Origin of the sequence: Planococcus beigongshangi, assembly GCF_016820495.1 — a bacterium.
Classification (GTDB): Bacteria; Bacillota; Bacilli; order Bacillales_A; family Planococcaceae; genus Planococcus; species Planococcus beigongshangi.
This window is the reverse complement of the sequence record NZ_JADHDU010000003.1, coordinates 482,259-501,597: the sequence shown is the minus strand read 5'-3', so window position 1 is coordinate 501,597 and position 19,339 is coordinate 482,259. Positions and strand designations below refer to the sequence as shown.

19 protein-coding genes are annotated in these 19,339 nt (G+C 48.4%); 14 read left to right on the top strand and 5 right to left on the bottom strand.

What is annotated here, in order from left to right; genetic code table 11:
* The first annotated feature begins 158 nt into the window (after window positions 1-158).
* From IQ294_RS09625 to IQ294_RS09580, 10 genes are all read left to right on the top strand, one after another.
* Entirely contained in the window at window positions 159-2,561 is a 2,403-nt protein-coding gene (locus tag IQ294_RS09625) for a Na+/H+ antiporter subunit A (protein WP_203333815.1), read from the top strand.
* Window positions 2,551-2,976 carry a Na(+)/H(+) antiporter subunit B gene (locus tag IQ294_RS09620; protein ID WP_203333814.1) on the top strand — a complete coding sequence of 142 codons (426 nt, stop codon included), beginning with the start codon at window positions 2,551-2,553 and terminating at the stop codon, window positions 2,974-2,976. The genes IQ294_RS09625 and IQ294_RS09620 overlap by 11 nt, the downstream gene beginning before the upstream one ends.
* Window positions 2,976-3,314, top strand: a complete 339-nt coding sequence (locus IQ294_RS09615; RefSeq protein WP_203333813.1) for a Na(+)/H(+) antiporter subunit C — start codon at window positions 2,976-2,978, stop codon at window positions 3,312-3,314. The genes IQ294_RS09620 and IQ294_RS09615 overlap by 1 nt, the downstream gene beginning before the upstream one ends.
* The gene (locus IQ294_RS09610; RefSeq protein ID WP_203333812.1) at window positions 3,307-4,791 is read left to right on the top strand and encodes a Na+/H+ antiporter subunit D; all 1,485 of its coding nucleotides are present in this window, start codon (window positions 3,307-3,309) and stop codon (window positions 4,789-4,791) included. Before IQ294_RS09615 ends, IQ294_RS09610 begins: the two co-directional genes overlap by 8 nt.
* A 221-nt stretch (window positions 4,792-5,012) precedes the next feature.
* The gene (locus IQ294_RS09605; protein ID WP_203333811.1) at window positions 5,013-5,498 is read left to right on the top strand and encodes a Na+/H+ antiporter subunit E; all 486 of its coding nucleotides are present in this window, start codon (window positions 5,013-5,015) and stop codon (window positions 5,496-5,498) included.
* Window positions 5,495-5,779 carry a Na(+)/H(+) antiporter subunit F1 gene (locus IQ294_RS09600; protein WP_203333810.1) on the top strand — a complete coding sequence of 95 codons (285 nt, stop codon included), beginning with the start codon at window positions 5,495-5,497 and terminating at the stop codon, window positions 5,777-5,779. Before IQ294_RS09605 ends, IQ294_RS09600 begins: the two co-directional genes overlap by 4 nt.
* Window positions 5,763-6,179 (top strand): Na+/H+ antiporter subunit G, encoded by a 417-nt coding sequence (locus IQ294_RS09595; RefSeq protein WP_203333809.1) that lies wholly within the window; start codon window positions 5,763-5,765, stop codon window positions 6,177-6,179. The genes IQ294_RS09600 and IQ294_RS09595 overlap by 17 nt, the downstream gene beginning before the upstream one ends.
* Window positions 6,180-6,257: 78 nt before the next feature.
* A complete protein-coding gene (locus tag IQ294_RS09590) occupies window positions 6,258-6,953 on the top strand; it encodes a DUF1538 domain-containing protein (RefSeq protein ID WP_203333808.1) in 696 nt (231 codons plus the stop codon).
* Window positions 6,950-7,687, top strand: coding sequence for a DUF1538 domain-containing protein (locus tag IQ294_RS09585; RefSeq protein ID WP_203333807.1), 738 nt, complete (start codon window positions 6,950-6,952; stop codon window positions 7,685-7,687). The genes IQ294_RS09590 and IQ294_RS09585 overlap by 4 nt, the downstream gene beginning before the upstream one ends.
* Entirely contained in the window at window positions 7,677-8,363 is a 687-nt protein-coding gene (locus IQ294_RS09580; RefSeq protein ID WP_203333806.1) for a P-II family nitrogen regulator, read from the top strand. The genes IQ294_RS09585 and IQ294_RS09580 overlap by 11 nt, the downstream gene beginning before the upstream one ends.
* Window positions 8,364-8,626: 263 nt before the next feature.
* On the opposite strand, the gene IQ294_RS09575 is transcribed toward IQ294_RS09580, so the two are convergent.
* Window positions 8,627-10,249: a catalase gene (locus IQ294_RS09575; RefSeq protein WP_203333805.1), complete on the bottom strand. Its 1,623-nt coding sequence runs from the start codon at window positions 10,247-10,249 to the stop codon at window positions 8,627-8,629.
* Between the two features lie 165 nt (window positions 10,250-10,414).
* Here IQ294_RS09575 and IQ294_RS09570 point away from each other — a divergent pair, with 165 nt between their 5' ends.
* Window positions 10,415-11,599 carry a CDP-glycerol glycerophosphotransferase family protein gene (locus IQ294_RS09570; protein WP_203333804.1) on the top strand — a complete coding sequence of 395 codons (1,185 nt, stop codon included), beginning with the start codon at window positions 10,415-10,417 and terminating at the stop codon, window positions 11,597-11,599.
* Window positions 11,600-11,802: 203 nt separating this feature from the next.
* Here the strand turns inward: IQ294_RS09570 and IQ294_RS09565 are convergent, their stop codons facing one another.
* On the bottom strand, window positions 11,803-12,555 hold the full coding sequence (locus IQ294_RS09565; RefSeq protein WP_203333803.1) for an exodeoxyribonuclease III: 753 nt from the start codon (window positions 12,553-12,555) through the stop codon (window positions 11,803-11,805).
* Window positions 12,556-12,739: 184 nt separating this feature from the next.
* On the opposite strand from IQ294_RS09565, the gene IQ294_RS09560 reads away from it, so the two are divergent.
* Together IQ294_RS09560 and IQ294_RS09555 are read left to right on the top strand one after the other, a co-directional pair.
* Window positions 12,740-14,020 carry an MFS transporter gene (locus IQ294_RS09560; RefSeq protein ID WP_203333802.1) on the top strand — a complete coding sequence of 427 codons (1,281 nt, stop codon included), beginning with the start codon at window positions 12,740-12,742 and terminating at the stop codon, window positions 14,018-14,020.
* A 158-nt stretch (window positions 14,021-14,178) separates the two neighbouring features.
* A complete protein-coding gene (locus IQ294_RS09555) occupies window positions 14,179-15,120 on the top strand; it encodes an NERD domain-containing protein (protein WP_203333801.1) in 942 nt (313 codons plus the stop codon).
* Window positions 15,121-15,240: 120 nt separating this feature from the next.
* Here IQ294_RS09555 and IQ294_RS09550 read toward each other — a convergent pair whose 3' ends face one another.
* Together IQ294_RS09550 and IQ294_RS09545 are read right to left on the bottom strand one after the other, a co-directional pair.
* The gene (locus IQ294_RS09550; RefSeq protein WP_203333800.1) at window positions 15,241-16,077 is read right to left on the bottom strand and encodes a YkuS family protein; all 837 of its coding nucleotides are present in this window, start codon (window positions 16,075-16,077) and stop codon (window positions 15,241-15,243) included.
* Window positions 16,078-16,236: 159 nt separating this feature from the next.
* Entirely contained in the window at window positions 16,237-17,367 is a 1,131-nt protein-coding gene (locus IQ294_RS09545) for an ABC transporter ATP-binding protein (protein WP_203333799.1), read from the bottom strand.
* 107 nt (window positions 17,368-17,474) lie between these two features.
* On the opposite strand from IQ294_RS09545, the gene IQ294_RS09540 reads away from it, so the two are divergent.
* Window positions 17,475-18,050 (top strand): carbohydrate ABC transporter permease, encoded by a 576-nt coding sequence (locus IQ294_RS09540; RefSeq protein WP_349291342.1) that lies wholly within the window; start codon window positions 17,475-17,477, stop codon window positions 18,048-18,050.
* A 71-nt stretch (window positions 18,051-18,121) separates the two neighbouring features.
* Here the strand turns inward: IQ294_RS09540 and rlmN are convergent, their stop codons facing one another.
* Complete coding sequence (gene rlmN / locus IQ294_RS09535; RefSeq protein ID WP_203333798.1) at window positions 18,122-19,198, bottom strand: dual-specificity RNA methyltransferase RlmN; 1,077 nt, start codon at window positions 19,196-19,198, stop codon at window positions 18,122-18,124.
* Between the last annotated feature and the right edge of the window lie 141 nt (window positions 19,199-19,339).

Below are 19,339 nucleotides of genomic sequence, written 5' to 3'. Positions count from 1 at the left end.
TTAATTAAGTATGCACTTATTCTGTGCGTTTTAATTTTTATTGCCATAGAAACCCCGGCAATTTACATTTCAATCAGTAAATCCCCTCTTTAGCTAACAGCCAACAAACTTCGCTGACACTTAACAATAAATCCAGACCAGAAACAGGAGGTTACCACGTGTATTTGATCATTTCGGCAATCTTACTTCCTTTCATAGCAGCAGCTGTAATTCCCTTAATACATAATAGGCTTGGCCGGCTGAATATCGGCTGGCTGGCATTAGCCATCCCTTTGGCGCTGTTCGCATTTTTCATCTACCATATTCCTGCGATATCAGCAGGCGACACGTTTACAGAGACGCTCAAGTGGCTGCCTACCGTCGGCATCGACATGACCGTCTATCTTGATGGGCTCAGCCTGATCATGGCTTTGCTCATTACAGGGATGGGAAGCCTCGTCATCATCTATTCCATCTATTATTTATCCTCTACAGACTCACTGCCCCATTTCTATGCTTACCTTCTGCTGTTCATGGGGGCAATGCTTGGAGTCGTGTTATCCGATAACTTAATGGTACTTTATGTTTTCTGGGAACTTACCAGCATATCATCTTTCCTGTTGATCGCTTTCTGGTATCACCGGAAAAACTCTCGTGCAGGCGCCCAGAAATCATTATTGATCACTGTTTTTGGCGGTTTCGCCATGCTGGCCGGCTTTTTGATGCTGCATTCGATGACTGGCACCTTCAGTGTACGCCAAATCGCCGTAGAACTCACCCAATATGCCAATCATGAGCTCTTTTACCCAGCCATGTTCCTGGTTTTGCTTGGAGCTTTTACGAAATCGGCTCAATTTCCGTTCCATATCTGGCTGCCGGATGCGATGGAAGCACCGACCCCTGTCAGTGCCTATTTGCATTCGGCAACCATGGTCAAAGCCGGCATTTATCTTGTCGCCCGTTTTACACCTGTATTCGGCGGAAATTCCGCCTGGTTCTGGACGGTCACGCTTGTCGGCCTCGTCACCTTATTCTGGGGGGCTTTCAATGCCATCCGGCAAACCGACCTGAAAGCATTGCTCGCTTATTCCACCATCAGCCAGCTCGGCTTGATCATGAGCCTGCTCGGCCTCGGTTCTGCCGCCATGTATTCCGGCAATTCCGCCGAAGCAACCGCTGCTTTCGGGCTTGCCTCCTTCGCCGCACTGTTTCATATGGTCAACCACTCCACCTTTAAAGGTGCGTTGTTCATGGCCGTCGGAATTGTCGATCACCAGGTCGGGACCCGCGATATTCGCCGGCTCGGCGGATTGATGGCATTCCTGCCGTTTACGTTTACCATCGCCGTCATCGGCAGCATGTCGATGGCCGGTCTCCCATTCGTCAATGGCTTCCTGAGCAAGGAAATGTTCTTCACTGCTTCACTTCAGGCTTTGGACATGGAGTTATTCGGAACCGGCACATGGGGATGGATCATCCCGGTCATCGCCTGGACAGCAAGTGTGCTGACATTCGTCTATAGTGCCATCATCATATTCCGGACGTTCTTCGGAGCCCATAAACCGGAGAAATTGGATAAAATCCCTGTGGAACCACCTGCTGGAATGCTGGTTCCTCCTGCAATCCTGTCATTTTTGATCATCGCGCTCTTTTTCTTCCCGAACCTTTTGGGAGATCATTTGCTGCGGCCCGCCCTCAGCGGAATCGTGCCGGGCATAGACGGCGGTGCACCTCATATTAAAGCATGGCACGGTTTCATCCCTGAACTCTGGATGACTGTCGCGATCATTGTCTTTGGTACCATTCTATTCATTACGCTTAGAAAATGGAAGAGTATTTACAGTTTATTCCCAAGTAACTGGACATTCAATATGCTTTACACCAATTCTTTGAAGAATTTGGAAAACACATCCAGCTACTTGACGAATTCCTATATGACCGGCCATCTGCCGCATTATTTCGCGTATATCTTCAGTTTCTTCGTCTTTGTGGCAGGCGGAACGCTGGTCTGGTCCGGTGCTTTGAACATCAACCTGTCGAATGATTCACCTCTGAGTGTCTATGAAGTCCTACTCGTCGTGGTAATGGCGCTGGCAGCTATTGCGATTCTATTCACGAAATCGCGGGTGTCGGCTATCCTGTTGAACGGCGTTCTCGGCTTCTCCATCGCGATGTTCTTTGTACTTTTCCGGGCGCCTGACTTGGCACTTACCCAATTAGTCATCGAAACAGTGACTACCGTCCTGTTTTTAGTCTGCTTTAATTATCTGCCGGATTGGAAAAAAGAAATTTCACCGAAGCATGTCAAAGTACGCAATGCCATCATAGCCGCCACGGGCGGGCTGACGATCACGCTGATCGGGCTGTCCGTCAACAGTGTCGATTTATACGAATCAATTTCCGGTTACTTCGAGGATTCCTATGAACTGGCCGGCGGAAGAAATATCGTCAACGCAATCCTTGGTGATTTCCGGGCTTTAGATACATTGCTTGAAGGCCTCGTCCTGTTTATCGCAGGCATCGGCGTCTTCTCACTGATCCGGCTCAAAGTAAGAAAGGAGCCGAACGATAATGAAAATTAATGACGTCATCTTGAAGACTGTGGCAAAAGCTGTAGTCCTCGTTATCCTGACTTTCGGTCTTTACCTGTTCTTCTCCGGGCATCACACCCCCGGCGGCGGATTTATCGGCGGTCTCGTTTTGGCATCCGGCTTTGTTCTGCTGTTTCTGTCATATGATGTCGAGACAGTCAGTGAAGGGATCCCTATTTCCTTTAAAAAATTATCTGCAGTGGGCGTTTTGATCTCAATGAGCAGCGCCCTGGTGCCTGTGTTTTTCGGACAGCCTTTCCTCAGCCAGAGTTTCGGCTATTTCGATCTGCCGCTATTGGGGAAAACCGAACTGGCAACCGTCACAATTTTTGAAGCCGGCATCGCCCTCACAGTTGTCGGAGTTGTCGTCAACATTATCCTGAGCATAAGTGAGGGGACGAAATAATGGAGACATTGATCATCATTTTAGTCGGCATATTGACTGCCGTTGCCATTTACCTGATTCTTTCCAGAAACCTGATCCGTCTCATACTCGGGACAGCTATCCTGTCACATGCTGTACATTTGCTGATTTTGACGATGGGCGGATTGAAAAACGGAACAGTTCCTCTGCTCGGCGAAGATGCCACAGTCTATGTGGATGCTTTGCCACAGGCGCTTATTCTGACTGCAATCGTCATCAGTTTTGCCGTTACCGCCTTTATCCTTGTCCTGGCTTACCGTGCGTATCAGGAACTTGGCACCGATGACTTAGAAGAAATGCGAGGTGCCGATGATGAATAATATACTGATCTTTCCGATGCTGCTGCCGATTCTCGCAGGGATCATCCTGATCTTTTTCCGCACCAACAGAAGACTGCAGATCGTAGTCAGTCTGGGAGCCATGATAGCCGTAGCCGTCGTTTCCATCTATATCCTGCACACGATTCAAACCGAAGGCATCCTGCGCCTTGACTTCGGCGGCTGGATACCGCCTTTCGGCATCCTGTTCGTAGCGGATTCCTTCGCGATGATCCTGGTTGTAACGACCAGCATCGTGACGTTCATCTGCCTGCTTTATGCGGTGATCGCGGCGGGCAAGCAGATGAACACGCTTTATTTCCATCCCGCCGTATTGTTCCTGAATGCCGGGGTCATCGGGTCATTCATGACAGGCGATATGTTCAACCTGTTCGTCTGTTTTGAAGTGATGCTGCTGTCTTCATACGTTCTCCTTACACTCGGTGGATCGAAACGCCAACTGCGTGAGGCGATCAAATATGTATCGATAAATATTGTATCTTCCTGGTTCTTCCTGGTGGCACTTGCCTACCTTTACGGATCGGTCGGTACACTCAACATGGCGCATATCGCGATGCGTGTTGCTGAAGATGGGCAGGGGCCGATGCTGACAACGGTAAGCATCCTGTTCCTTATCGTATTCAGTTTAAAAGCCGGTCTGCTTCTTTACTTCTGGCTGCCGGGTTCCTACAGCACGCCGCCCGCAGTCACTTCCGCCCTATTCGGCGCCTTGTTGACGAAGGTCGGAATTTACGCGCTGTTCAGGGTCTTTTCGCTGATTTTTCCTCATCATCCTGAACTGACGCTGTCACTGATCGGCTTCATGGCAGCGATCACGCTGATCGGCGGAAGTCTCGGAGCTGTGTCGTCCAATGATATCCGTAAAATCGCCGCGTACAATGTCGTGATTGCGGTCGGATTCATCCTGGTCGGCCTTGCCATATCAACGCCGCTTGCCATGGAAGGATCCATCTATTACCTGATCCACGACATGGTCGTGAAAGCTTTGCTGTTCCTTGTCATCGGGGCTATGATTTCGCTGACAGGCACTTCAAAGATAGAGGAAATGAGCGGGATCATGAAAAACTATCCGTTGCTCGGCTGGTCATTCTTCATCGCCATGCTGTCGCTTGCCGGTGTGCCGCCTTTCAGCGGATTTATCGGCAAGGTCCTCGTGTCGGAAGGTGCCATCCAGAACGGCAACCTGGTGCTTCTGGCGCTCGCGCTGCTGTCGAGCCTTTTCGTTCTCTATTCGCTCCTGCGGATTTTCAGAAACTGTTTCTGGGGAGAGACGATCATCAGTAAAGATGAACAGCTGCCCTTGCATAAAGGCATCCTGGTCCCTTGTCTGATCCTGGTGCTTCTGACAGCAGGAATCGGGCTTGGCGGAGAAGGGCTTGCCATTTACGTCACCGATGCAGCCAACACTTTGCTCCATCCGGAAATTTATATCGATGCAGTTTTCAGCAATCAGCAATAAGAAACTGTGTCTGTTGACTATAAGTGCTGAAAAGAGAATCCGGTTATATCCCGCTTTGGCGCTTTGGACAGTGCAAAGAATTATGCTCTACCGCTACGCTGCTTCGTCGCAAAGACATTACCCTCGCAAGCGTCGACTGGTGTCTTCGAAGCTGTTTTGCGGAATATCGATTTCTGCAGAGTATTTAGTTCGACTTATATAATTGAAAGGAGTGACTGCGAATGCCGGCCCAATTTCTGATAAATATCACGATCGCCTTTCTATGGACGCTGCTCATGGATGAAGAAGCTTTCTATTTATCGACGTTTATAACAGGTTATCTGATCGGTATCGGAATCGTTCTGATAATGCAGCGCTTTTTCGGTTCCCAGTTCTACCTGCTCAGGGTTTATTCGGCAATCAAGCTGCTTCTGATCTTCATATCCGAACTGTTCCAATCGAGCATTCTGATCCTGAAGCAAATCCTGAGCCCCAAGCTGAATATCAAGCCGGGGATCATCACTTACGAACATAATATGGAAGGCGATTATGAGCTGACGACTCTGGCCTTGCTGCTGACATTGACGCCAGGGTCGGTCGTAATGGAAGTCTCACCAGACGGCAAAATTTTTTATATCCACGCAATGGATGTCGAAGAATCCAGAGAAGCCCTTCTTCGTTCCATTAAAACTTTTGAGAAAGCAATTATGGAGGTGACGAGAAATTGATCCAGACGATATTGGCCATCTCTTTGTCCCTTTATATCATTGCCATACTTCTCGCACTGTACCGCATTATCAGAGGCCCCTCCATGCCAGACCGTGTAGTGGCGCTCGATATGATCGGCGTCAACCTGATTTCCGCAGTGGCCGTCTTTTCCGTTGCCCTCGGTACCCACGCTTTCCTGGAGGTCATACTGATCGTCGGGATTCTCGCCTTCATCAGTACAATTGCCCTAGCCCGCTTTGTTGAGAGAGGAGAGATTGTCGAACATGATCCAGATCGTTGAATACGCCGGAGTCCTCCTCATCCTGCTCGGCGGTATCATGGCTGTCATCAGTGCCTTTGGCATCTTGCGGCTGCCGGACGTCTATACACGTTCCCACGCAGCTACGAAAAGCTCGACACTCGCCGTACTGTTATCGCTGTCCGGAACTTTCATCTACTTCTGGGCATCCGAGAATTTCATCAGTGTCCGCCTCCTGCTGGGGATTACGTTTGTTTTCCTGACGGCACCGGTTGCAGGCCATTTGATTACGAGAGCGGCCTACCGCTCCCGCGTAAAACTTGCAGACTCTTCGACTGAAGATGCATTGGAGGAAGTTTTAAGGAAAACAGAAGAAAAAATGGATGATATGCTTGATGACCTAACAGAAGATGATACCGATCCAGACCAGCCGCGAAAATGAGCGGCTGGTTTTTTGTTAGTATTCAGGTAATTTTTCAGCTAGAATAAGATTAGTCTCAATATTCTGAAAGGAGAAATTATGGAAAATGTGAGAGAAACTTTCAAAGAAGTTGCCGCTGCCATTCTCCCAGTCACTATTGTGGTTCTCATAATACAGATTGCATTGATCCGACTGCCGCTGGAATCGATTCTTCAATTTCTTATAGGTGCTTTATTCGTCAGTATCGGTTTCTTTTTGTTCCTGCTTGGCGTGAATGCCGGTTTGCTCCCGGTTGGTGAACTGATCGGGAAAACGCTGCCGAAAACCAAAAAGCCTATGCTGATCGTTCTCACCGGATTTTTTCTCGGCTTTTCAGCTACAGTAGCTGAACCGGATCTGCGGGTCCTGGCCAGGCAGATCGATCTGGTTTCCGGTGGTGAAATTCCTTCAGGGATCCTTGTATTTACAGTCTCACTTGGACTTGCCATCTTCGTGGCACTCGCCCTTATCAGAATCATTTTTTCAATTCCTATACACGCCATGATGATAGGCAGTTATTCACTTATTTTTCTTCTTTCAATATTTGTTCCTGAAGATTTCATGCCGATTGCGTTTGATGCAGGCGGTGTGACGACCGGACCCATGGCTGTACCTTTTGTATTAGCGCTCGGAATCGGCATCGCCTCTTCCCTTAGAAAGAATTCAACCCGTTCAGGTGAAGGCTTCGGACTGATCGGACTGGCTTCAGTAGGACCGATTTTTGCCATCATGATCCTGGGGGTGCTGTTCAGATGAACCTCCATGTTTTTGAAGGTTTCCCCACCTTATTATTGGAAATCGGCATTGCGCTCATTCCCTTATTTCTCTTTTTCACTGTTTTCCAAGTATTCATGTTAAAGCTTCCTTTCAAGCAAGTATTGCGTATCATCTATGGTTTCATACTTACATTTTTTGGATTATCCTTTTTCCTTCAAGGGGTTCATATCGGTTTTATGCCTGTCGGGGAAATCATGGGGAAATCACTCGGGGAATTATCCTATACGTGGATCCTTATCCCAATAGGTTTTGTACTTGGGTTTGTCGCCACTTTCGCGGAACCTGCCGTAAGTGTCATGAATGCGGAAGTAGATAAAGCAACCGGCGGCTTCATCTCAGAAAAATTGATGCTTTATACGTTATCGACTGGAGTCGGCGTTTCCATAGCGCTAGCCATGTTCCGGATCCTATCAGGGTTTTCTCTCTGGTTTTTTATAATTCCCGGATATCTTGTTATCCTGGTTCTTCTTTTTTTCTCCAATAAAATATTCGTCGGCATCGCATTTGATTCGGGTGGAGTTGCGACTGGCCCCATGACCGTCACCTTCATCGTCTCTGTCGCTGTAGGAATTGCTTCTGTTACAGAAGGCAGAGACCCATTAACAGAAGGCTTTGGCATGATTGCCATCGTAGCCATGGCACCTATCATTGCCGTGCTGATCCTTGGATTGATTTTCGCGAAAAAAGGAGGGGCAGAATCCAATGACGCTTAATCACAGACTGATGATTGCTATTGTTAAACGGGGACATTCCCGCCATGTTATAGCAGCCGCAAAAAAGGCTGGAGCAGACGGCGCTACTACTGTATACGGGGAAGGAGTCGGCAGAAACGAAAGACCTACTTTTTTTGGTCTGCCTGCTACCCATGAAAAAGATGTCATTTTCATCGCTGTGGACGGCACGAACGAAAAAGCGATTGCCACCGCGGTCAATGAAGCGGGCAAACTGGGAAAACCGGGCTATGGCCTCGGTTTTACGATTCATCTGGACAAGCTCCTGGGTGTCCCGCATTTAAAAGATAAAACCGGCCTTCTGAAAGGGGAAAATGACATGAAAAAGGGTTATGAAGACTTTCAATTGATCGTTACCATCGTCAATAGCGGAGATTCACAAAAAGTGATTAAAGCAGCGGCAGATGCCGGCGCTGAAGGCGGCACAATCTTGAATGGCCGTGGTACAGGGGTCAATGAACAGCGCACTTTCATGAATTTCACCATCGATCCCGAAAAAGACGTCATTTTAACTCTCGTGCCTTCCAGCTATACCGAAAAAGTGGTCGGCAATATTGAACAGGCAGTGGATTTGAACGCACCCGGTCGCGGTATCGCCTTTCTCATCGATGTCGAGAATGTTTTCGGGGTGAACCATTCGTCTTTGGATTTTAAATAGGAAAAGCGATAGTGCCCGTTTAGCTTCGACAGGCATAAGACGGATCAGCAAACAGATATCCCAAATTCCATTTGGGATATCTATTTGCGACGAAGCGCGAAGCGCTGGTGGAGCAAAGGGGTTTTCTTAAAGATTCACCTAGTGGCACAGACTGGCTTATGTCCGAGAAGCTGGGCCGCTAGAGTCTGGACACCGAAAAGCGAAAAATCTGCATAAAAAAATCCGGCAAACCGTCGAAACGGCTTGCCGGATTTTTTTGTTTATCAATATGGATCGGCTTCGTGCCCTTTGCTTGCGGCACCCTGCGCCATTTTGTTCGAAGCCGGCTGACCCATCAATTTCGGTTCAGCGCCTTCGGTTTCTTTCATTGCTTTCAGTTTTTCTTCCATATTCTCACGTACACGACGGCCATAATCTTCGTCCGCTTGTGTGAAGTGATGGATCATTTCTTCCTGGATGCGCGGATCGCAAACGGATAATGCATCGCCCAGATTATTGATCAGTTCGTCACGTTCCCAATCTTCGAAGCTGCGGTAAGTTTCACCAGCTTGTCCGTAATTGTTCGTGCGGTCGATCGGCGCTTTCATCAGGCGGTCGTTATAAGCCGGCTCATGATCAGGTGTGCCGGTTTTATCCGCTTCCTTGTAGCCGCCAAGAACTGATGGCTCATAGTTGATCGACGGATTCGACGGATTTTCATGCGGGTTCTTGACATCCATCTGACCGCGCTGCTGGTTGGTTGCAACACGTTTCTTCGGTGCGTTGACCGGAAGTTTAAGGTAGTTGGCACCCAAACGGTAACGCTGTGTATCCGAATAAGAGAATGTGCGGCCCTGCAGCATTTTATCGTCAGAGAAGTCCAAACCATCGACAAGGACCCCAGTTCCGAATGCTGCCTGCTCGATTTCAGCATGGTGATCGACCGGGTTACGGTTCAATACCATTTTACCGACAGGCAGGAATGGGAATTTATCCTGTGGCCATAATTTTGTATCATCAAGCGGATCGAAATCGAGTTCCGTATGTTCATCATCGCTCATGATCTGAACGAATAATTCCCATTCCGGGTAATCGCCTCTTTCTATCGCTTCATAAAGGTCCTGCGTCGCATGTCCGACGTTTTGAGCCTGGATTTCACTGGCTTCCTTCTGCGTCAGATTACGGATGCCCTGTTTCGGCTCCCAGTGGTATTTGACGAGGACCGCTTCCCCTTGTTCATTGACCCATTTATAAGTATTTACGCCGGACCCCTGCATGTGGCGGTAAGTCGCAGGGATGCCCCACGGAGAAAACAGGAAAGTGATCATATGGGTCGCTTCCGGTGTACGCGCTACAAAGTCAAACATGCGCTCCGGATTGGCAATGTTCGAAGCCGGATCTGTTTTAAAAGCATGGATCATATCCGGGAATTTCATCGCATCGCGGATAAAGAAAATTTTAAGGTTGTTCCCGACCAAATCCCAGTTGCCGTCTTCTGTGTACATCTTAACTGCAAAACCGCGCGGATCCCGGTCCGTTTCCGAAGAATGACGTGATCCCGCCACTGTCGAAAAGCGCACCATCAAAGGCGTCTGTTTGCCTGCGCCTGAAAATACTTTGGCACGTGTATATTTTTCCACCGGCTCATCGCCGACTTTGCCATAAGTTTCGAAATAGCCGAAAGCCCCTGTTCCACGGGCATGAACAATCCGCTCAGGAATTTCTTCACGGTCGAAATGAGAGATTTTTTCTATGAAATGATAGTTTTCCAATGTAGCCGGACCTCTGTTGCCCACAGTCCGTATATTCTGATTGTCTTTTACCGGATGGCCTTGCCGGGTCGTCAGAGTTTCTTCATCTTCTCCCGTTCCCATTTTCCGGTGCAATTCTTCATTGTTTTCCTTCATACTGAATCCTCCTTCTCATTCTTGTATCACCTTATAATCTTCCCATTTCCCCGGACAATTAAACCTTTATTCCTTTGGAAAGCGAAAAATTGTCTGCAGTTGGACAAAGTGACACCAGTATGGAAAAATCAGTATCAGAACAATCTTTAGAAAGCAGGGCTGAACATGAGTGTCGAGTTAAAAGAAAAAGGGCGATTCGATCCCCTGAAAGTATTTTTGAAAGTTTCCGCGGCGTACTTACTTTCTTTCCTGAACCCCAATAAGGACAAGAAAATCGTACTGGTCGGCGGCAATCTTGGTGAAAAATATGAAGATAATGCATCCGTCTTCCATAAATACCTGATTGAAAACCACATGGATAAATTGGCGATCCACTGGCTCTACGACCCGAAGAAATCGACTGCGGAAGGCAGACAGCTTCCGAATGCAGTCGCCCTCGGAAGTTTCCGTAATTATCTGCTGTTCTTCAAAGCTGATTATACATTCCACGGTCATTCGCTGATGTACGATATTGCCCCGTCGGTCGACAAGTTTTTATACCTGAACCGCAAAACTAAAATCACGCATATCAGCCACGGCATTGAAGGATTCAAAAAAATACTCATCCAAAAAGAAGATGTCCCCTTATTGGAGCGGACAGATTTTTTTAATTGTGCATCCGAATACGAAAAAGAACTGAAGCTCAATGAATGGAAAATTCCTGAGCACAAACTGATCGTCACCGGCTTCCCGCGTTTCGACCGCTTCGAAGCAAACGAACCCTCTCCGAAAGTCAAAAAAATACTTATGTTGATGACGTGGCGCGAGTGGCTTTTCGATTTGACTGAAGCACAATTCGTTGAAAGCGATTACTTCAAGAACACCATCGGACTGGTCAGTCACGAAGGCATCAGGAAGCTGATTGCCGACAACAATCTACATATGAATGTCGCGCTCCATCCGTTCATGCGGAAATTCGAAAAGCATTTCACCGGCCTTGACCACCCCGAGAGCGGCATCGAATTCCAGGATTTCAATACTTACTCCATTGAAAATGCGATTGTAGAAAACGATATGCTGCTCACCGATATCTCCAGCATATCCTGGGATTTCCTCTATCTCAATAAACCGATCATCTTCAATATGTTCGATAAAGAGGAATATCTGGCGAGACGCGGAAGCTATTTGAATCTGGATACGGATCTCTACGGCTATAAAGCGGATTCAATAGAAGAAGTTTATCAATATCTGAAGAAAATCATCGATGACAATATCACGGTCAATGAATGGTACCCGAAAGCACCTGAATTCATCGATTATTTCGACCGGAACAATTGTGAGCGACTCGCGAAACGGGTCATGGGTGTTTGACAAAGAAAAGCGAGGGCGCCCGTTTAGCTACGAAAATCATAAGACGGAACGGCAGAGTGGCGCACTTTGCCACGGCAGCCGGGCCGGTTTATGATCGAGGAGCTGGGCAGCCGGAGTCTGGACAAAGAACAGCGAGGGCGCCCGTTAGTTAAGCTCCGAAAAGCGAATGAAAAGAGCGCCTGGAAATCTCCAGGCGCTCTTTTCTAATGCAGTTCCAGTTCAATCGGACAATGGTCGGAGCCTTCAACGTATCGATGGATGCCGGCGTCCTTCATGTTCGGGGCCAGCCGATCGGAGACGATGAAATAATCTATGCGCCACCCGATATTCCGCGGCCGGCAATTGGTGCGGTAGGACCACCACGTATAGGCGCCGCTCACTTCCGGATGGAAATGGCGGAACGAATCAGTGAATCCGCTTGCCAGGAAGTCCGTCATCTTGCCGCGCTCTTCCGGCGTGAAACCGGAATTTTTCATATTGGCCTTCGGATTCTTCAAATCGATTTCCTGATGGGCCACATTCAGATCGCCGCAAAGGATGACGGGTTTAATGGAGTCAAGCCGATTTACGTATTCGAGCACTGCGTCTTCCCATTCGAGCCGGTAACCGAGCCTCAGTAAACCGTGCTGCGAATTTGGCGTATAGACATTCACCAGGTAGAAATCTTCAAACTCGAGCGTGATGGCCCGCCCTTCCGCAGCATGATTAGCATGGTCGATGCCGTAGTGGACGGACAGCGGCTCCTGTTTGGTGAATACGGCCGTTCCGGAATAGCCTTTCTTCTCCGCATAATTCCAGTAAAGATGATAGCCCGGCAGATCCATTTCAATCTGCCCTTCCTGCAATTTTATCTCCTGCAGGCAAAATATATCGGCATCGGACGCCTTGAAAAAATCCATGAACCCTTTCTTCATGACCGCCCGCAGGCCGTTGACATTCCATGAAATCAATTTCAAAATGTTTCCCTCTTTTCGCTGTCTTCCCTCAGTTTAACGGAACTCGCAGGACGGCTCAAACGATTGTGTTTTATTGCCATCACGGTTCTAATTATGTAAAATTTCAGTAATTTTTTTAAAAATCCTTTTTTTCCCTGCCAGTTCTTGTACAATGAATTTATAATGCTCGAAGGGGAATCAATAGATGAAAAAGTTTACGAAGACAGAGAAAAGCTGGGCGCTATACGACTGGGGAAATTCAGCCTACTCGATCATCATCACCACTGCTGTATTTCCGCTCTATTACAAAGCCGCGGCGACGGACGCCGGCGTAAGTTTATCCGATTCGACCGCCTATCTTGGCTATACAATCGCCATCTTCACGTTCATCCTGGCCATGATCGGCCCAATTATGGGAACGATCGCCGATTATGAAGGCCTGAAAAAGAAATTCTTCACCGGATTTTTCCTGCTCGGCACCGTGTCGACAGCAATGCTTGCGTTTGTGCCAAGCGATAATTGGCTGCTCATGCTCATCTGCTATGTATTCGCAGCACTCGGGGCAACGGGATCCAACCTGTTCTACGACGCCTTCATCGTCGATGTCACGACTGAAAAACGCATGAACCGCGTGTCGTCTTTCGGTTACGGCCTGGGTTATATCGGTTCAACGATTCCATTCATCATTGCAATTGCCATCATCCTGCTCGCACAAAACGGAATCATCCCATTGTCCGTCACCGGCGCCAGCCGCGTCGCGTTTCTGATCACGGCCATCTGGTGGATCTGCTTCTCGATTCCAATGTTCCGGCACGTCCATCAGCGCTATTACATTAAACGGGAACCGAATCCAGTGGCGCAAAGCTTCAAGCGCCTCGGCAAAACCATGAAAGAAATCGGCCAGTACCGGGCGATCGTCATTTTCCTGGTCGCTTATTTCTTCTATATTGACGGAGTCGGCACGATCATCTCGATGTCTACCGCTTACGGAACTGATTTAGGACTGTCTTCGACCAGCCTGCTCATCGTGCTGTTCGCAACGCAGGTCGTCGCCGCCCCGTTCGCTCTTCTTTACGGGCGCCTCGCCGATCGTTTCACCGGCAAAAAGATGCTGTATGTCGGCATCTGCGTCTACATCGTCGTCTGTATCTATGCAATGTTCATGGAAACCATATTCGATTTCTGGGTGCTCGCGATGCTGGTCGCTTCCAGCCAGGGCGGCATCCAGGCACTGAGCCGCTCATACTTCGGCAAGCTCGTGCCGAAAGAAAACTCCAACGAGTTCTTCGGTTTCTATAACGTATTCGGCAAATTCGCCGCCATCATGGGACCGATTTTAGTGGCTGTCACAGCTCAGCTGACCGGCGATTCACGCTTCGGCGTTTTCAGCCTCGTCATCCTCTTCATCATCGGACTGATCGTGTTGTCACGGGTTCCTGAACCGGTGCCGCATGAGCCGGTCGATGAAGTGGCAGCGGAATCTTAAAATTTTCAGTGTAATGCTCCTGCCGGTTGGCGGGAGCTTTTTATATTGTGCCAAATTCGGGTTTTGGCGCCTATCGGGCGTTCAAATTTTTATTTTGAATGAAAGTATGGGCATGGACTGATTTGAGTGCTATGGTCAATTTAAAAAGAGGGATGCCGGTGATCTGGAAAAGTCGGGACGTTTCGCGGAATAAAGAGGAGTTGGAGGTGCTGCTGCGGCGTCTGCCGAAATGGCATGCGGCATACGGTCAAGTGGAGAAGGATACTTATACGGAAACGGCCGGCCAGGGTGGCGAAGAGCGCTTCGACCATTATTTCGCGGCGAGTCCGGTGGCGTTCTCACATCTTATGCTGCATAACGTCACGCTGCGCTCATTCCGCATCTTCCAATTGGATTCGGTGATGATTACGCCGTGGTGTGTTTACATATTTGAGATTAAGAATATGAATGGCCGCATGGAATTTAGGGACGGCCCTGTGCAGATGCTGCAGACAAGAGACGATGGCACGGTGATCGGCCGCAAATCACCCATCGAGCAGATTGCCGAAAACGAGTGGCTGCTCGGCGAGTGGCTTGGGATGCGACAGATTTCATTGCCGGTACGCTCGGTCCTGGTCTTATCCTATACGAAACAGATCGCCGAAAATGTGCCGGCTTCGCAGCCCGTCATCTTCTCTCACCAGCTGCCGCGGTTCCTGAACCAGCTGTCTGTGGAACCCGCCATTTTCAGCATGGTTGAAATGAAGTCGCTGGCTCAGGCACTCGTGAAGGGGCTGGTGATTTTCCAGCCGCGGCCGATCTGCTCAAATCCACGGTATCCGATTGATGTGATGCTGCGGGGCGTCTGGTGTGCCGGCTGCAATCGCCTCGGCATGGAGAGGCGCTACGGCAGCTGGGTCTGCCCGGGCTGCGGCGTCTCTTCGAAAGATGCACATCTGCGGACGATCCGCGACTGGCTGCTGCTGACCGGCGAGCCGATGACGAATAAGAAGTGCCGGGAAGTTTTGGGGGTGGATGACCGGAGATTGGTGACCCGGTTACTAAGTGACGCGGATTTGAAGAGAACTGGTACTCATAAAGGAGCAAAATACCTTTTATAAGCTACTTGGGCATATATATGGAAAGTTGGGCATATAACATTCAAAGTTGGGCATAAACTTTTTTGAGCTGTCCCATTATAAAAAAACCGGCCTCCCCTCCCAGGGACGCCGGTTTCACTCTTATTTCTTCTCTTTGCCAGCAGGATGGATGTTGACTTCGCCGCTGTCTTTCTTGTCAACAGCTGATGAGCCGAATTCGACGACTTCGATGCCGCCACTTTCCTTCTTGGCTTCTTTGTCAGCTTTCTTCTCTTCTTTTTCAGCTTGCTTCGCTGCTTTTTCGTGTTCTTTTTTAGCTTTTTCTTCATCTTTCATGCTTTTTGCAACTTCTTTTTGCTGCTTCGCCAATTCTTTATCTTCTTTCTTCTCTTCGCGTTTCGCTTTTAATTCGTCGGCTTTGCCTTTAGCCATTTCTGTAACATCAGTGGCTTTACCTTTGGCTTTTTCCGTCACGCCACTGGCTTTTTCTTTAACCTGGCTGACTTTTTCCTTCACCTGATCCATCTTTCCTGGACCGGAATTTTCTTCGGCTTTCTTTTCTTTCTTTTCTTTCATTTCTGCGGCTTTGTCTTTCACGGTCTGCTGCAGCTCTTTACCGCTCTTCGGTGCGAGCATCAATCCGGCTGCCGCTCCGATCAAAGCGCCTGTAGCCGCTCCGGCGATAAATCCGCCACCGCCTGATTTGTTGTCCGATACGATTGGAGTTGGCGGCATGATTTTTCCGCTGCGCACAAGCCGTTCTTCCACTTCTTCAACGATTTCGAACAACGTGCGGCCTTTGGCTTCCACCAATGGTACATTCATATGGAAATCCACAAGATCTTCTTTATCGCGCACAACGACGCAATCATAATCCGGGGCATCGGTCTTATCTTTAAGCATCACCGCTTTATACCCTTTTTTCACCAATGCCTGCTGTACGGATGTAAACGGTTCTTCGACTGCAATTTTCACCATCAATCCAACCACTCCTTTTCAAAAATGTCTATTATTCTATTTTCCCTAATACGGAAAATCTAAACTCCTTTCGCTCGAACTATATTGAAGATTCCCAAAACAATAAAAGATCCCTATAAATAAAACCGCCCCCATACCGGGAGCGGCTGCTGAATTTATTCACATGGATTTTGCGGCAGCCTGCAGTTCTTCCGCTTTCAGCCGGTCTCCGGTTTCAATATCGAAGAAATGAACATGGGACATGTCGAACGCAAGCGTCGCAGTATGGCCGGCTTCGATCAATGTATCGGCATCCACCCGGGCGATGAATTCCTGATCCGCGTAAACGGCATAAAGAATCGTCTCTGCCCCCGTCAATTCGGCGACTGTTATTTCCGCTTCGAATTCACTTGCCGGGACACCGGAAAGATCCTCGTTATTGACGTGGATATGTTCCGGCCGGATGCCGAGCGCGATCGGTTTGCCGTCATAGCCGAGGTCTTTCAAGACAGCCGCAGTGTCAGCGGGAATCGTCACCGATTTATCACCAACGATAAAATTGCCGTTCGAAATGGTGCCTTCGAAGAAGTTCATGGCAGGTGAGCCGATAAAGCCGCCGACAAAGCGGTTGGCCGGAAAATCATACACTTCCTTCGGCGTGCCGACCTGTTGAATGATGCCCGCTTTCATGATGACGATGCGCGTCGCCATCGTCATCGCTTCCGTCTGGTCATGTGTTACATAAATCGTCGTCGTTTTCAGGCGCTGGTGCAGTTTGGCGATTTCTGCCCGCATCTGCACACGCAGTTTTGCATCCAGATTCGATAAAGGTTCATCCATCAGGAACACCTTTGCATCGCGGACGATTGCGCGGCCTAAGGCAACACGCTGGCGCTGCCCTCCTGACAGGGCTTTCGGCTTCCGGTTCAAGTATTCCTCAAGGCCGAGAATCTTCGCCGCTTCTTCAACGCGCCTTTTGATTTCGGGCTTCTTGAATTTCCTTAATTTTAGTCCGAAAGCCATGTTTTCATAAACGGTCATATGGGGATATAAAGCGTAGTTCTGAAAAACCATCGCGATGTCCCGTTCTTTCGGTTCGACATCATTCATGCGCTTGCCGTCGATGAAAAATTCGCCCTCACTGATTTCTTCCAGGCCAGCGATCATCCGAAGCGTCGTGGATTTCCCGCAACCCGATGGACCGACAAATACAATGAACTCTTCGTCTTTAATATGGAGATTAAAATCGGTGACTGCCAACGCACCCTTATCATATCTTTTGCCAAGATTATTGATTTTGATCTCTGCCATGTCCGACTCCCCTTTATCCGTTTTCTTCTAATTATAAAGAGTTATCTGTAAATTACAAATCCATACTGTAAACCATCACCATCACGACACTTGTCGTCATCGGCAGCGTGCTCGCCAATTCCTTCATCGCTTACGGTTTTGCGAAAATTCCGTTCCGCGGCAAAGGCATCTGGTTCGCCATTGTGCTGTCGACAATGATGATCCCAGGCTTTGTGACACTCATTCCGCAATATGTGCTGTTTTCGAAACTGGGCTGGGTCAATACCTATTACCCGCTCATCGTACCGCATTTCTTCGGAAGCGCATTTTACATTTTCCTGCTGCGTCAATTCTATATGACGATCCCGACGGAATTAATCGAAGCAGCGAAAATCGAAGGTGCCAATCATTTCTACATCTGGTGGAAAATCGGCTTGCCTTTGACGAAACCGGCTCTGGCTACTGTTGCCATTTTCTCGTTCAACGGCGCATGGAATCATTTTCTCGGCCCGCTTCTTTACTTGAATGATGAAAATCTCTATACGCTCCAGCTTGGGCTCGCTGTTTTCAAAGGACAGCTCAATACCCAGTGGAATTACCTGATGGCCGGCTCGCTTCTTGTGCTCTTACCCGTCATCCTGCTGTTCTTCTTCTTCCAGAAATACTTTATTCAGGGAATCAATTTGTCTTCTGGAGGGAAATAGCGAAATAGTTCTTATTCTGCATACTAATCAAAAACAGCCCCCGAAAAATATTCGGGGGCTGTTTCGCTGTTTTATGAAACTGTTGCTGTCTTTTTCTCTTTTTTGATCTGCTTGCTTCGAAGCTGGCCGCAAGCTGCGTCGATGTCCGCGCCTTGTTCCTGGCGGACGCCGCAATTGATGCCTTTTTTCTTCAACGCATCGAAGAAGGCAGAAATCGCTTCCGGCGTGCTTTGCTGATACTGGTCGTGTTCGCTGACCGAGTTGTACGGGATCAAATTGACATACGAAAGATGGCGTTTGTCTTCAAGGAGTTTCGCCAGTTTATTGGCTTCCTCGACATGGTCATTGACATCACGCAGCAAGATGTATTCAAACGTGATGCGGCGATTTGATTTCTCCAGATAGTAGTCGATGGCATCCATCAACTTCTCGATCGGATATGCTTTGTTGATCTTCATGATGCGCGAACGCAATTCGTTCGTCGGTGCATGGATCGAGATGGCCAGGTTGACCTGCAGACCTTCATCCGCATAATCGTAGATTTTCGGCACGATGCCGCTTGTTGAAACTGTGATGTGGCGAGCGCCGATGGCAAGGCCTTTCTGTGAATTGACGACAGTAAGGAAGTCCATCAGGTTCTTGTAGTTATCAAACGGTTCGCCGATACCCATGACCACGATGTGGCTGACGCGCTCGTCTTTTTGCTGTGCATCGAAATGCGCCTGCACCTGCATGATCTGCTCCACGATTTCACCCGCGTTTAAATCGCGGCTTTTTTTCAAAAGTCCGCTGGCGCAGAAACTGCAGCCGATGTTACAGCCGACCTGTGTCGTTACACAGACGGAATTTCCGTATTTGAAGCGCATTAAAACAGTTTCGATCAAGTTGCCATCCTGCAGACGGAAAAGGAATTTGATCGTGCCGTCGGCGGATTCCTGCTTGACTGCCTCTTCCAATGTGCGGATCGCGAAATTGTCCTCCAATAATTGAATAACTTCTTTGCTCAGGTTATTCATCTCAGAGAATTGGGTTACGCGTTTAATATATAACCAGTCCCATACCTGTTCAGCACGGTACTTTTTCTGTCCATTTTCAAGAAACCATTCTTTTAGCTGGTCTATCGTTAGTCCATAGATGGAATTTTTCATTTTTTAGTACCCTCATTTCAGAATTTCACAATTGCTTATTATAATACTAAAAATATCAATTGACAACAACTATTTTTGATTACACAGAAAACTCTGCTTTTTAACAGGCTTAAAAGCCTATAGCCGCGGGTATCCCAATGA

What these genes read in the sequence shown, in the direction of transcription:
- IQ294_RS09580 (WP_203333806.1), top strand. Translation starts at nt 7,677, where the DNA reads ATGACGCTTAATCACAGACTGATGATTGCTATTGTTAAACGGGGACAT.
- IQ294_RS09560 (WP_203333802.1), top strand. Translation starts at nt 12,740, where the DNA reads ATGAAAAAGTTTACGAAGACAGAGAAAAGCTGGGCGCTATACGACTGG.
- IQ294_RS09610 (WP_203333812.1), top strand. Translation starts at nt 3,307, where the DNA reads ATGAATAATATACTGATCTTTCCGATGCTGCTGCCGATTCTCGCAGGG.
- IQ294_RS09595 (WP_203333809.1), top strand. Translation starts at nt 5,763, where the DNA reads ATGATCCAGATCGTTGAATACGCCGGAGTCCTCCTCATCCTGCTCGGC.
- IQ294_RS09605 (WP_203333811.1), top strand. Translation starts at nt 5,013, where the DNA reads ATGCCGGCCCAATTTCTGATAAATATCACGATCGCCTTTCTATGGACG.
- IQ294_RS09550 (WP_203333800.1), bottom strand. Translation starts at nt 16,077, where the DNA reads ATGGTGAAAATTGCAGTCGAAGAACCGTTTACATCCGTACAGCAGGCA.
- IQ294_RS09570 (WP_203333804.1), top strand. Translation starts at nt 10,415, where the DNA reads ATGAGTGTCGAGTTAAAAGAAAAAGGGCGATTCGATCCCCTGAAAGTA.
- IQ294_RS09585 (WP_203333807.1), top strand. Translation starts at nt 6,950, where the DNA reads ATGAACCTCCATGTTTTTGAAGGTTTCCCCACCTTATTATTGGAAATC.
- IQ294_RS09590 (WP_203333808.1), top strand. Translation starts at nt 6,258, where the DNA reads ATGGAAAATGTGAGAGAAACTTTCAAAGAAGTTGCCGCTGCCATTCTC.
- IQ294_RS09545 (WP_203333799.1), bottom strand. Translation starts at nt 17,367, where the DNA reads ATGGCAGAGATCAAAATCAATAATCTTGGCAAAAGATATGATAAGGGT.
- IQ294_RS09615 (WP_203333813.1), top strand. Translation starts at nt 2,976, where the DNA reads ATGGAGACATTGATCATCATTTTAGTCGGCATATTGACTGCCGTTGCC.
- IQ294_RS09620 (WP_203333814.1), top strand. Translation starts at nt 2,551, where the DNA reads ATGAAAATTAATGACGTCATCTTGAAGACTGTGGCAAAAGCTGTAGTC.
- IQ294_RS09575 (WP_203333805.1), bottom strand. Translation starts at nt 10,249, where the DNA reads ATGAAGGAAAACAATGAAGAATTGCACCGGAAAATGGGAACGGGAGAA.
- rlmN (WP_203333798.1), bottom strand. Translation starts at nt 19,198, where the DNA reads ATGAAAAATTCCATCTATGGACTAACGATAGACCAGCTAAAAGAATGG.